Consider the following 12,434-nt stretch of genomic DNA (forward strand, 5'->3'; position numbering starts at 1 on the left):
GCCGAGCCGGTTTCTTGTCATTGTCCCTGCGCATCATATGCACGCCCGCAGGCGTATATCGATTTCCGTTTTGGCAATTCATTGTTTCCAAAACGGAAAGAAAGTTCGGCAATTATTGCGCCGTCCAGCCTCCATCCACGGAAATATGGGTGCCGGTGATGTTGCTTGCGGCGTCGCTTGCCAGAAACAGCGCCGCGGCGGCCACGTCATCGACGGTGACGAACTGCTTGGTCGCCTGCAGTTCCAGCATCACGTCGTTCTTCACCGCCTCTTCGCTGATGCCGCGCACCTTCGCCATTTCCGGTATCTGCTTTTCGACGAGCGGTGTGAGCACATAACCCGGACAGATGGCGTTGACGGTAACCCCGGTTTGCGCAAGCTCGAGCGCCGCCGTCTTCGTCAGGCCCATGATGCCGTGCTTGGCCGCCACATAGGCCGATTTGAACGGCGAGGCGACGAGACCGTGGGCGGATGCGATGTTGATGATACGGCCTTTGCCGGCCTTCTTCATCAGCGGTATCGCAGCGCGCATGGTATGGAAGGAACTGGTCAGATTGATGGCGATGATCCAGTCCCATTTTTCCGTCGGAAACTCCTCGATGGGCGCGATATGCTGGATGCCGGCATTGTTGACGAGCACATCCACCGAGCCGAGTTTTTCGTGCGAGGATTGAATGAGATCGGCGATCTCGTCCGGTTTCGTCATATCCGCCGGGTGATAAAGCACGCGCCCGCCGCTTTCCGCTTCCAGCAAAAGGCGCAGTTTTTCGATCTCGTCCTCATCGCCGAAACCGTTCAGTACAATATTGGCGCCCTCTCGCGCAAATCGCTGCGCAATCGCAAGGCCGATACCGCTTGTAGAGCCCGTCACGATAACTGTCCGATGCATGCTTTCCCCTTTTTGCATTACTTCGCACATGTTTAAGCAAGGTATGCCCAAAGGGGGCGGGCTGGCAATCGCCATTTGGCACCATTTAAGGGGAGCTCGGTAGCGCGGTGAAACAGGCCGCGCCCATCCATTTTTTCGAAGCTAAGCATCCAGATTCTGCATTTGCCTGCGGGAGCTTCCGTCCCTATCTCTGAGGCAGGCAAACAGAGGTATCATCTATGGAACTCGGTCTTTACACCTTCGCGGATGTCAATCCCAACCCCGCCGATGGCCGTGGGCCGGAAGGCGCGCGCCGGCTGCGCGAACTCATCGAAGAGATCGAGCTTGCCGATCAGGTCGGGCTCGATGTCTTTGGCCTCGGGGAGCATCACCGTCCGGATTATGTCGTCTCCTCGCCCTCCACCGTTCTCGCGGCGGCGGCGGTGAAGACGAAGAATATTCGCCTGACGAGCGCCGTTTCGGTGCTGAGTTCGGACGATCCGGTGCGGGTGTTCCAGCAGTTTTCGACCGTCGATCTCCTGTCGAACGGCCGCGCCGAAATCATGGCCGGGCGCGGTTCCTTCATCGAATCCTACCCGCTGTTCGGTTACGATCTCGAGGATTACGATGTGCTCTTCGCCGAAAAGCTCGATCTGCTTTTGGCGCTGCGGGAGCAGGAAATCGTCACCTGGTCCGGCACCAAGCATCCCGCCATTAACGGGCGCGGCGTTTATCCGCGGCCCCTACAGGAGCGTCTGCCGGTGTGGATCGCCGTGGGCGGCACGCCGCAATCGGTGGCGCGGGCAGGCGCCATGGGTCTGCCGGTGGCGCTTGCCATCATCGGCGGCGAATATCGCCGCTTTGCGCCGCTGTTCGATCTCTATCATGAGGCTGCGCGCCGCGCCGGGCAGGAAAAGACCAAGTTGCGCAGCAGCATCAATGTGCACGGCTTCATTGCCGACACCACCGCCAAGGCGGCGGACCAGTTTTACGGACCGCAGGCGGAGGTGATGAACCGCATCGGCCGCGAGCGTGGCTGGGGGCCGACCAACCGCGCGCATTTCGACGCCGCGCGCGGACCGGAGGGTAATCTTTTCCTCGGCGAGCCGGAGCTGGTGGCGGAAAAGATCATCAAGGCGCATGGCGTGTTCAGGAATGACCGCTTCCTGCTGCAGATGGCCATCGGCCTGATGCCGCACGATCAGATCATGCGCGGCATCGAGTTTTATGGTACGAAAGTCGCCCCTATCGTCAGAAAAGAATTGACGGGGAGCGCCGATCCGGTGAAAGCCACGGCCTGATGATTGCCAAGGCGGGCGTTTTGAGACCCGCCATACAGAACGACGGACAGAGACATGGTCATTTCCACCGAAGAAGAACTGGTTCTGCTGAAGGACATCGGCCGTTTATGCGCCGTCGCGATGCAGACCATGGCGGACGCGCTGGAACCCGGCATTACCACGGCCGAGCTGGATGCCATCGGCCGCAAGGTGCTGGAAGATAACGGTGCGCAATCGGCGCCGGAATTCTGCTACAAGTTTCCCGGCGCGACCTGCATCAGCGTCAACGAGGAAGTGGCCCACGGCATTCCGGGACCGCGCATCATCAAGGCGGGCGATCTCGTCAATATCGATGTCTCGGCGGTGAAGAACGGCTTTTTCGGCGATACCGGCTCGTCTTTCGCCGTGCCGCCGGTGAAGAAGGACATCGAGCGGCTGTGCCGCGATGGCAAACGCGCCATGTGGACGGGCCTGCAGCAGGTGAAAACCGGCCGGCCTTTCGCCGACATCGGCAATGCCATCGGCGCCTTTGCCAAGAAGAACCGCTATACGCTGATCACCAATCTCGCCAGCCACGGTATCGGCCGCTCGCTGCACGAGGAGCCAAAGGAACTGGCGACCTGGCCGGACAAGGACGAGCGGCGCATCATGCAGGAAGGCATGGTGTTTACCGTCGAGCCGTTCCTGTCGACCGGCGCCTATTGGGCCGAAGACGGCGATGACGATCCCTGGACGCTCTATAGCGATCCGAGCGCGCCGACGGTGCAGTATGAGCACACCGTGGTTGCGACGAAGAACGGGCCGCTGGTGCTGACGCTGGCTGAGTGAGGAGAGCATTGCTGACGTTTGCGATGCCCCGGCGCATAGCCCGCCTAGCGGTGCGGACTTGCCGTATTCAAAACTCTTCCATCTCCTCATCCCTGTGCTTGTCACAGGGATCCAGCCAGCCCAAGTCCTTGGGCTGAAAGGAGTCTTTTCGCCGCGCGGACGCGCGTCGGCTGGATTCCTGTGACAAGCACAGGAATGAGGGTTGGAGGGCGCGGCGCGGTATCCTTCATCTTAGATCTTGCACCGATAACGACCGCTTATAACGCCGATCAAAATAACTCGCTTGTCCCTTATCCGCCCCGTTGCGATAAGCCTTGAATGAGCATCGACAAGCCACTTTCCGCCAGACATCTGACCGCACTTGGATTTTCCGGGGCACTGATGATGGCCTCCGCCATGGGTTTCGGCCGCTTTTCCTTCACCCCCATTCTGCCCGGCATGATGGCGGATGTTCCGCTTTCGGCGGGGGATGCGGGGATCGTGGCGGCGGGTAACTTCGCCGGTTATCTGGCCGGGGCGGTTCTGGCGGCCTATTCATGGGGTTCGGGGCGGGAGCGGTTGGTGGCGCTTTGCGGCCTGTTTGCCACCGGGGCATTGTTGCTTGCCATGGCGGCTTTCAATTCCGTCGCTGCTTTCACCGTCATTCGGTTTCTGGCCGGCGTCGCCAGCGCGCTGACCATGATCTTCACCTCGCAGATCGTTATCGGCCATGCCGTCAAGGCGGGCAGGGACAGCGTTCAGGCGCTGCATTATGGCGGCGTCGGTGCGGGCATCGCGATCTCCTCGCTTGCGGTCTATCTGATCGGCGTCGTTTTTGACGGCGGCGGCTCCTCATGGCGGGAGGAGTGGATTGCAGGTGCTGTCTTTTCCTTCATCACATTCATTCTCGTCTGGCGGGTGCTGCCCGCAGGCCCGCCGCGACATGCATCCTCGGTGGCGGAGCCGCCGCTCCACTGGACGCGGCCGCTCTTCCTGACGACGCTGGCCTATGGGCTTTTCGGTTTCGGTTACGTCATCACCGCCACCTTCATCGTGGCGATTGCCCGCATGGCCGTCGCCGGCGCCTTCGTGGAGTTTCTGGTCTGGTTCATCACAGGCTGCGCGGCTGCCATTTCGCTTTTTCTCTGGAAACTGGTGTTGAAATCGCAGGGGCTGAAACGCGCCTTCGTCATCGTTCTTGCTGTCGAAGCCATCGGTGTTTTCGCTTCCGTCATGCTGCCGCCGGTGCCGGGTGTTCTGGCCGGAGGCCTGCTTCTCGGGCTGACCTTCATGGTCATCACCGCCTATGGCCTGCAGCTCGGCCGGGAATTTGCCGGGCCGAGCCCGCGTCGCGCCTTTGCGCTGATGACGGCCGCTTTCGGCACGGGCCAGATTGTCGGGCCGCTTGCTGCCGGCTGGATTGCCGAAGTGACAGGAAGTTTCACCGCGCCCAGCATTCTCGCTTCCGCCGTGCTCGTCGTCAGCATTCTGCTGATGCTGCCGGTGCTCGCCACGGAGCGGCGGCGCTAGGCCGCGGGCTGTCTTTTCCTGCCTTTCATCCGGTGTTTCCGGTGGCCATCGTCCGCCATCTGCGCCTTACATCTTGTTAAGGTCGTCGCTTCTCCGTTGCTGTGCACAAATTTCTGCCCTAGGTTCGGGCCATCTAGTGCTTCGCCAATAATGGCTGATTTCAAACGCGCGTGAGTTCGAAACGTGTTTCATTCCTTCTTTCCCAAACCGAAAATCTTCTTCACGTCGGCCGCGCTGTGGACAATCGTGTGCATCGTTGTCTGGTACAGTGTCGGCCCGCAGATCGGCGCGGCCATCGGCCTGCCGCCATTGGCGCCCGGACAGACCGCGCCCATCGGGCTCGCCTATTTCTTCTCGCCCGACAATCTTTGGTTCTATCTCTATTTCACGATCTTCGTCGCCATATTCGGCATTACGTGGCAGTTGATCGCGAAGGATCACCCATGGACCGCATGGTCCATCTGGGGATCGGCCTTCATCATTTTCATCGCCTATTTTGCGGTGCAGGTTTCCGTGGCGCTGAACAACTGGCGCGGCCCGTTCTTCGATCTTCTGCAGAATGCGCTCGCCAAGCAGGGCGACGTGACAGCCGCGCAGTTTTACGATTATCAGCTCAAGTTCCTTGAGATCGGCGCTGTCGGCGTGGTGATGAATGTGGTGACCGCCTTCTTCACCAACCATTATGTGTTCCGCTGGCGTACGGCCATGAACGACTACTACATGTCGAAATGGGACAAGCTGCGCCATATCGAGGGCGCATCCCAGCGTATCCAGGAAGATACGATGCGGTTCGCCAATATTCTCGAAGGGCTGGGCGTCACGCTCATCAATTCCGTGATGACGCTGGTGGTGTTCCTGCCGCTTCTGTTCCGCATGTCCGAACATGTGGGCGACCTGCCGGTGATTGGCGCCATTCCGCACGCGCTTTTCTGGCTGGCGATCGTCTGGTCGATCTTCGGCACCGCGCTGCTTGCGCTTGCCGGTATCAAGCTGCCGGGGCTTAACTTCCGCAACCAGCGTGTGGAGGCGGCCTATCGCAAAGAGCTGGTTTATGGCGAGGACCATGCCGACCGGGCCGATCCCGTAACGGTGCGGGAGCTGTTCGCCAATGTGCGCAGAAACTATTTCCGCATGTACTGGCACTATCTCTATTTCAACGTGGCACGTTATTCCTATGGTCAGCTCGATGCGATCTTCCTGAACTTCATCCTGATCCCGACATTCGTTGCCGGGCGGATTACCATGGGCATCTGGCAGCAGATCGCCACGGCCTTCGGTGAGGTCAGCAATTCCTTCCAGTATCTGGTGAATTACTGGTCGACGATCATCGAACTGCTTTCCATCCACAAACGTCTTGTGGCCTTCGAAGCCGCGATCGGTGACAAGCCGCTGCCGGATATTGATGAGCGCTATCTGCGACGCGAGGCCGAGGACGGCGAACTGGCGGCGAACCGCCCCTGAGCAAACAAAAAAGGCGGCCGGACGGCCGCCTTTTTCATGAATCGAGAAGCTTCACCCCTCGGTCTTCTGTTTCTTCCGCGCCTCGATCATCGGCATCGCCTCGGCATAGCTCACGCAGGCGACATCCTGCCTGCCGCAGACTTCGCGCAGCAGCCGCTCGTAGGCGTTCCAATAGGCGCCGCCATTCATCTTCACGAAGTGAAAGCCCATCTGTAGCGGAATGCGCTCGCCATTATATTGCCTGTCGAATGCATTGCGGAAGGCGGTATAGGCGCGCTCCTCGAATTCCTTCGAACGATCAGGCGTTTCGACGCCGATGGAGTGGCGGATGAAGAGATTGTAGTCCATGGCGATGATCGGGCGGTTGCCCGGACCTTCGGGAATGAGCGGCAGGCCGAAATGCTCTATGCCGTCGCGCTCCACCGGCCATTCCGGTCCCTTGGTAATGCTGGTGGCGTCATAAACGAAACGGTGCTTTTTCTGCGCTTCGGTCAGCGCCGGCCCCTGCGAGAGATAGGGCGCGCGAAAACCATTGATCTTTTTCACCATCTCGCGCCAGCCTTCGGGTTCCTCGCCCTTTTTGCCGATCATCTGCCAGGCGTTTTCCAGCGTGCTGGTGAAGGTGGTGAATTCGCCGTCCCATTGCTCAGTGGTCCATTGCCCGCCATCGAAATGGCCGCAGGTGTGGTTGCCGATTTCGTGGCCTTCGCGATAGGCGGCCCAGATGTTTCTGAGCCTTGCCTCCACCTCTTCCGGCGACTGGCCGAAACCGACATTGGAACGGCCGGACTTCTGGCCGGGTCCCTGATAGGTCTTGGCGCTGGTCTTGCGGTCCATCACCAGCGTGCAGGCAAGGAAATAGGTGAAATGCGCGCCGACTTGCTTGCCCGTCGCCCGGCTTCTTTCCCACAGCGTATTGTCGCCCGCACCGTCGAAGGACACGATGACGAGCTGCTTCGGCTTCTCAGCCTCTTGCGCAAAAGCGGGAAGGGCGGCGAGAAGCGACAGGGAAAAGGCGGCAAATGGGCGAAACATCAGTTATCCGTCATATGAAACACCGTGGCCTTTTGCGGGTGGAATAAGGCGAAGCTTTGAATAGTCTGGCGTTTTCATGACTTTCGGCATAATTCCTGTTGCAGCTTGCGGTGATAGGGCCGCTTCGTTCCACCCGGGGGACCGTGTTTCATGCTTTTTCTCGCACTCTGTCTTGCCTTGTTCCTGCTGACGCATCTTTTGAAGGTGGTCGCACCGCAATTTCGCGCGCGGATGATCGCGTCGATGGGCGAAGGCCCTTTCAAGGGCGTCTATTCGCTCGTCAGCCTCATCACGCTCGGCCTTGTCATTTATGCCTTCGGGGAAGCGCGGCAGGAAACCGGCATGTTGTGGTATCCGCCGGTCTGGATGAGCCATATTGCCGTGACCCTGATGCTGCCGGCGATGATCTGTCTTATCGCCAGCCTTATCCCGGCTGGCCACATCGCGACGAAGACGAAACATCCGCTCATCCTCTCGGTCAAGATCTGGGCGCTCGCGCATCTTTTGGCCAATGGCGAGACGTCTTCCATTCTTCTTTTCGTATCGTTCCTCGCCTGGGGCGTGGTGATGCGGATTTCGCTGAAGCGACGGGAACGGGCAGGCGAAAAAGTGGTCCGGGACTTCGTTTCAGGCCGTTACGATCTGGTGGCCGTTGTCGGCGGCATCGTCCTGTGGGGTGCTTTCATCCTGAAACTGCACGAATGGTTGATCGGCGTTCAGCCCATCGTCCTGTAGGAAATCAACGTTTCCCCCTTACATATCAGGCAAAATAGGCTAGAAGGCCGACCATGACCCGATTGGCCTTACTTTTGCCGATCCGGGTAAGCGGCTTGGTATGTCCGCGGACGGATGGATCGGGACACGATCTCCGCGCGGGTAACGGAGAATTTGATGGCAAACGAGAATGATACCTTTATCCGCGAAGTGAACGAGCAGATCCGCTCCGAGCAGCTGTCGCGCTTCTGGGGCCGTTACGGTATCGTGGTCGTGGGTGCGGCCGTTCTCGTGGTTCTGGGCGCCGCCGGCGCCGGTATCTACGAATACTGGAACACCAGCCGCGCTTCCAATTCCGGCGACCAGTTCCTTGCGGCGCTGAAGCTCGCTTCGGACAACAAGACGGATGAGGCGCTGAAGGCCTTCGCCGATCTCGAAACCTCCGGTCATGGCAATTATCCGGTTCTGGCAAAGTTCCGCTCGGCCACCCTGCTGTCGCAGAAGGGTGATGCGGCCGGCGCCATCGCCGCTTTCACCGCCATCGGCAACGATACGTCCGCACCGCAGGTCTTCCGCGATACCGCCAAGGTGCGCGCCGCCTGGCTGCTGGTGGATAACGGTACCTATGATCAGGTCGTCGCCCTTGCGGAGCCCTTGAGCACCGATGGCCAGACCATGCGCGCTTCAGCCCGTGAGGCGCTGGGTCTTGCCGCCTACAAGGCCGGCGATTTCGCCAAGGCCAAACAATGGTTCGAGCAGATCGTCAGCGACGCGCAGGCGCCACGCAACGTGACGAACCGCGCGCAGATCATGCTCGACAATATCACCGCTTCGGGCGAGGCTGCCTAACGCCGCTGCGCCACGCAGGATCGCGCCGGCATTCTGTGCATTGCCAAAGCGATCCAACTCATTATTTTACGCATGTCCTTTGCCCAAAACAGGTAACGTTTTGGGCAGACGTGCTTTAAGGAACCAGGATCAATGAGCTTCACCGTCGCCATAGTCGGGCGCCCCAATGTCGGCAAGTCCACGCTTTTTAACCGTCTCGTCGGAAAGAAGCTGGCGCTGGTGGACGATACGCCGGGTGTGACCCGCGACCGCCGCCCCGGCGAGGCGAAGCTGGTCGACCTGCGTTTCACCATCATCGACACCGCCGGTCTGGAGCAATCCGGGCCGGAAACGCTTCAGGGCCGCATGTGGGCGCAGACCGAAGCGGCAATCGACGATGCCGATGTGACGCTGTTCGTCGTCGACGCCAAGGCTGGTCTGACGCCGGCCGACGAGACGCTCGCCGAAATGCTGCGCCGTCGCGGCAAGCCGGTGGTGCTGGTGGCCAACAAGTCCGAAGCGCGCGGTTCAGATGCCGGTTTCTACGACGCCTTCACGCTTGGTCTTGGCGATCCGTGCCCGATTTCGGCCGAACACGGTCAGGGCATGATCGACCTGCGCGACGCCATTGTCGAGGCAATCGGCGAAGACGTCGCTTTCCCGCCGGAAGTGGATGAGGCGGAGACGGATATTGTTCTGCCGCGCAGCGAGCCGGGCAGCGAGGATGAAGAAGACGAGGAGCCGGTTTATGACGAGACCAAGCCGCTGCGCGTCGCCATTATCGGCCGGCCGAATGCGGGCAAGTCGACGCTGATTAACCGCTTTCTTGGTGAAGACCGGCTGCTGACCGGCCCGGAAGCGGGCATTACCCGCGACAGTATTTCGGTCGAATGGGACTGGCGCGGCCGCACCATCAAGATGTTCGACACGGCCGGCATGCGCCGCAAGGCCAAGGTGACGGAGAAGCTGGAAAAGCTCTCGGTCGCGGATTCGCTGCGCTCCATTCGTTTTGCCGAAACCGTGGTGATCGTATTCGACAGCACCATTCCCTTCGAAAAGCAGGATTTGCAGCTCGTCGATCTCGTCATCCGCGAAGGCCGCGCCGCCGTGCTGGCCTTCAACAAATGGGATCTGGTGGAAGACCCGCAGGCCTATCTGGCCGATCTGCGCGAAAAGACCGAGCGGCTGCTGCCGCAGGCGCGCGGCATTCGCGCCGTGCCGATTTCCGGCCAGACGGGTTATGGCCTCGACCGGCTGATGCAGAACATCATCGATACCGACAAGGTCTGGAACCGCCGCATCTCCACCGCCCGCCTCAACCGCTGGCTGGATTCGCAGACGACCCAGCATCCGCCGCCGGCCGTTTCCGGCCGCCGCCTGAAGCTGAAATATATGACGCAGGTGAAGGCCCGCCCGCCGGCCTTCATGATTTCCTGCACGCGGCCGGAAGCTATTCCGGAAAGCTATACGCGTTATCTGGTGAACGGTCTGCGCAAGGATTTCGACATGCCGGGCGTGCCGATCCGTGTGCATTATCGTGGGTCTGACAATCCGTTCGAGAGCAAGGCGAAGAAGCGGCGTTGATTTTGATGTGAAGGGTCGCCGCGTATTTCTTCTCCCCATCGGGGAGAAGGTGGCCCGAAGGGTCGGATGAGGGGGCACCCTCTCCGTATATCTCGACCGTCGCCCCCTCATCCCGCTGCCGCGGACTTCTCCCCGGCGGGGAGAAGAAACAAGGGGCACCCGCTCGCTCCAATTTCACGGTTTTGAAGAGTAAAAGACCATGCTGATCAAGCAGACCGACTATCACCGGATTTACCGCGTCATCAACAGCCTGCTCATCAGCCAAAATGCCGATCCCGCCTCGGCTTCCATGTATTTCAGCACCTTCGGCGCCTTCATCCTGCAGCAGCATTACAAGGTGAAGGCGGTGCCGAAGGGTGGGCTTGCGGCCTATAATCTCGGCGGAACCGTGCTGCTGTTCGCCGATCACCGCGAAGACGGTTATGTGACGGGCGCGGGCGAGAACTTCCACTGCTGGATCGAGGCGGATGGCTGGGCGATCGATTTCATGGCCCCGGCATTTTCGGAAGGCGCCGATGGGCTTTCCGTGCCGGCGAAAATGTTCCAGCGGCCGCTTGCCGCCATGGCGGCATCCATCAACGATCTCGGACAATCCGGTGATTTCTTCTATCGTTCCGAACCCGAAGCCACGGCAAGACGCTTCGCCGACTGGCACAGGCAGGCGATGATCGGCGATATGGCGAGCGTTGCCGCCAACTGGTTCCGCAAGTCGCCGAAACAGATGGCCGCATCGCTTTCGGTAACGGATCGCGACGGCAAGGCGCGGACCGTGCCGCTTTCCGGCCAGATGCTTACCGGAGCATGGTGAAGGCGGGTTACGCCGCGCAGTGTCGATCCAAGGTTTTGTCAGCAAAAGGTCTTTTGATTTATAAGACCAATTTGCTACGCAGGCTGGGCTTCACCATCTCGCACTCACGCCGCCCGACAGTCTGGTGCTGGTTTTCCACGGGACGGTGGCTGTCATACCCAACAGCGCCCTGCCGATTGCTGCAAAGGACATCATCGAGAAGATCAATCACTGGTGCGCAGCCCAGCAGAAAGAGCTTCTTCCCTTAGCCTGAAGCGGTATGATCCGGAAACAGAGGACGGCCAGCGTGTTCTCGCGGCAGCCGCCTGACGTCAATCAGCAGCCCGACCCCGTTCTAAAGATAACGGCAGTCGCGTCCTGATTGCCTTGTGACATTCCCGCTTCGTTTCGTCCACCGTTCCCGAGCAGAATCTCGGGGATCGGCCTCATGCAAGCTGAGAACGCGACAGCAGCGGCAGGGATTTGCCGGCGGCGTGAATGACATTGTCGAGGAATTGCCGCGAGGCTTTTTCCCAGCTGTAGCTTCTGGAAAGCGCCAGCGCCTCCTGTGGCGAACAATGAAGCGCTGCGAGACAGGCATCGCGAAGATTATCGTCCAGCGCACCGGCGGCAGGGTTGCCGCCGAGAATGTCGATCGGTCCGGTGACGGGGAAGGCGGCCACGGGCACGCCGCTTGCCAGCGCTTCCAGAATGGTGTTGCCGAACGTATCGGTCTTCGAGGGGAAAACGAAAACATCGGCCTGCGCATAGGCATCGGCCAGCTCCTCACCGGTCTTGACGCCGGTGAACAAAACGTCCGGATATTTCTCCTGCAATTCATGGCGGGCAGGGCCGTCGCCGATGACGACCTTCGAACCCGGCAGGTCCAGTTCCAGAAATTCCGGCAGGTTCTTCTCCACCGCCACACGTCCGACCGTCATGAAGATTGGGCGCGGCAGGTCGAAAGGCAGCTTTGCTTTCGGGCGGGGATGGAAAAGCTCGGCGTCGATGCCGCGGCTCCAGCGCTTCAGGTTGCGCACGCCGCGCGCTTCCAGTTCGGTCTCAAGGCTCGGCGTCGCCACCATGCAGGTGTTGCCGCCATTGTGGAACCAGCGCACGAAAGCGTAAAGCCAGCTTTCCGGCACAGGGAAGCGCGCCGCCACATATTCGGGAAAGCGGGTGTGATAGCTGGTGGAAAAACGCATGCGGTTCTTCACGCACCAGCGCCGCGCCATGAAACCCAGCGGCCCTTCCGTTGCAATATGCACGAAGGAGGGCTGGCTTTTTTCGATCTCCGCCGCCACACGGCGATAACCGGCAACCGAAAGGCGGATTTCCGGATAGGTGGGGCAGGGGATGCTGTAAAAACTCTGCGGCGTGACCATGCGCACATCGACGCCGAGCCGAGCGAGTTCGGTATTGGTGTTTTCTATGGAGCGAACCACGCCGTTGACCTGCGGGTGCCAGGCATCTGTGACAATCGTGATTCTCGTCATGAAACACTGATCCTGCTCATCTGCGCGCGGGCGAATCCCCATTG

Annotated in this window: 11 protein-coding genes; 8 read left to right on the forward strand and 3 right to left on the reverse strand. The window is 60.1% G+C overall.

All coding sequences use genetic code 11. The annotated features are described in order from the left end of the window. Nucleotides 1-112: 112 nt before the first annotated feature. Complete coding sequence (locus PIB16_RS07670; RefSeq protein WP_080816112.1) at nt 113-889, reverse strand: 3-hydroxybutyrate dehydrogenase; 777 nt, start codon at nt 887-889, stop codon at nt 113-115. A 218-nt stretch (nt 890-1,107) separates the two neighbouring features. Here PIB16_RS07670 and PIB16_RS07675 point away from each other — a divergent pair, with 218 nt between their 5' ends. The 4 genes from PIB16_RS07675 to sbmA all read left to right on the forward strand — a co-directional run bounded on the left by PIB16_RS07675 (nt 1,108) and on the right by sbmA (nt 5,946). Then, a complete protein-coding gene (locus PIB16_RS07675; protein ID WP_271045347.1) occupies nt 1,108-2,169 on the forward strand; it encodes an LLM class flavin-dependent oxidoreductase in 1,062 nt (353 codons plus the stop codon). A 54-nt stretch (nt 2,170-2,223) separates the two neighbouring features. Then, nucleotides 2,224-2,976, forward strand: a complete 753-nt coding sequence (gene map / locus PIB16_RS07680; RefSeq protein WP_065655656.1) for a type I methionyl aminopeptidase — start codon at nt 2,224-2,226, stop codon at nt 2,974-2,976. 318 nt (nt 2,977-3,294) lie between these two features. Next, nucleotides 3,295-4,485 carry an MFS transporter gene (locus PIB16_RS07685; RefSeq protein WP_271045348.1) on the forward strand — a complete coding sequence of 397 codons (1,191 nt, stop codon included), beginning with the start codon at nt 3,295-3,297 and terminating at the stop codon, nt 4,483-4,485. Nucleotides 4,486-4,668: 183 nt separating this feature from the next. Further along, a complete protein-coding gene (gene sbmA / locus PIB16_RS07690) occupies nt 4,669-5,946 on the forward strand; it encodes a peptide antibiotic transporter SbmA (RefSeq protein ID WP_080856653.1) in 1,278 nt (425 codons plus the stop codon). A 51-nt stretch (nt 5,947-5,997) separates the two neighbouring features. On the opposite strand, the gene PIB16_RS07695 is transcribed toward sbmA, so the two are convergent. Beyond that, complete coding sequence (locus tag PIB16_RS07695) at nt 5,998-6,981, reverse strand: polysaccharide deacetylase family protein (protein ID WP_174036303.1); 984 nt, start codon at nt 6,979-6,981, stop codon at nt 5,998-6,000. 150 nt (nt 6,982-7,131) lie between these two features. Between PIB16_RS07695 and PIB16_RS07700 the strand changes: the two genes are divergently transcribed. From PIB16_RS07700 to PIB16_RS07715, 4 genes are all read left to right on the forward strand, one after another. Continuing rightward, complete coding sequence (locus PIB16_RS07700) at nt 7,132-7,716, forward strand: NnrU family protein (RefSeq protein ID WP_065655660.1); 585 nt, start codon at nt 7,132-7,134, stop codon at nt 7,714-7,716. Nucleotides 7,717-7,872: 156 nt separating this feature from the next. Next, entirely contained in the window at nt 7,873-8,544 is a 672-nt protein-coding gene (locus PIB16_RS07705) for a tetratricopeptide repeat protein (protein WP_271045349.1), read from the forward strand. Nucleotides 8,545-8,676: 132 nt separating this feature from the next. Further along, nucleotides 8,677-10,107: a ribosome biogenesis GTPase Der gene (gene der / locus PIB16_RS07710; RefSeq protein WP_003524225.1), complete on the forward strand. Its 1,431-nt coding sequence runs from the start codon at nt 8,677-8,679 to the stop codon at nt 10,105-10,107. A gap of 199 nt (nt 10,108-10,306) precedes the next feature. After that, nucleotides 10,307-10,915: a DUF2026 domain-containing protein gene (locus PIB16_RS07715; RefSeq protein ID WP_271045350.1), complete on the forward strand. Its 609-nt coding sequence runs from the start codon at nt 10,307-10,309 to the stop codon at nt 10,913-10,915. Between the two features lie 425 nt (nt 10,916-11,340). On the opposite strand, the gene PIB16_RS07720 is transcribed toward PIB16_RS07715, so the two are convergent. After that, nucleotides 11,341-12,390, reverse strand: a complete 1,050-nt coding sequence (locus PIB16_RS07720) for a bifunctional monoglucosyl/glucuronosyl diacylglycerol synthase (protein ID WP_035240305.1) — start codon at nt 12,388-12,390, stop codon at nt 11,341-11,343. Between the last annotated feature and the right edge of the window lie 44 nt (nt 12,391-12,434).

It is taken from the genome of Agrobacterium sp. ST15.13.015 (genome assembly GCF_027871645.1).
Lineage (GTDB): Bacteria > Pseudomonadota > Alphaproteobacteria > Rhizobiales > Rhizobiaceae > Agrobacterium > Agrobacterium leguminum.

Excerpts from the sequence above, each read along its gene's own strand:
- PIB16_RS07670 (WP_080816112.1), bottom strand. The coding sequence starts at position 889 with ATGCATCGGACAGTTATCGTGACGGGCTCTACAAGCGGTATCGGCCTT.
- PIB16_RS07675 (WP_271045347.1), top strand. The coding sequence starts at position 1,108 with ATGGAACTCGGTCTTTACACCTTCGCGGATGTCAATCCCAACCCCGCC.
- map (WP_065655656.1), top strand. The coding sequence starts at position 2,224 with ATGGTCATTTCCACCGAAGAAGAACTGGTTCTGCTGAAGGACATCGGC.
- PIB16_RS07685 (WP_271045348.1), top strand. The coding sequence starts at position 3,295 with ATGAGCATCGACAAGCCACTTTCCGCCAGACATCTGACCGCACTTGGA.
- PIB16_RS07695 (WP_174036303.1), bottom strand. The coding sequence starts at position 6,981 with ATGTTTCGCCCATTTGCCGCCTTTTCCCTGTCGCTTCTCGCCGCCCTT.
- PIB16_RS07700 (WP_065655660.1), top strand. The coding sequence starts at position 7,132 with ATGCTTTTTCTCGCACTCTGTCTTGCCTTGTTCCTGCTGACGCATCTT.
- PIB16_RS07705 (WP_271045349.1), top strand. The coding sequence starts at position 7,873 with ATGGCAAACGAGAATGATACCTTTATCCGCGAAGTGAACGAGCAGATC.
- der (WP_003524225.1), top strand. The coding sequence starts at position 8,677 with ATGAGCTTCACCGTCGCCATAGTCGGGCGCCCCAATGTCGGCAAGTCC.
- PIB16_RS07715 (WP_271045350.1), top strand. The coding sequence starts at position 10,307 with ATGCTGATCAAGCAGACCGACTATCACCGGATTTACCGCGTCATCAAC.
- PIB16_RS07720 (WP_035240305.1), bottom strand. The coding sequence starts at position 12,390 with ATGACGAGAATCACGATTGTCACAGATGCCTGGCACCCGCAGGTCAAC.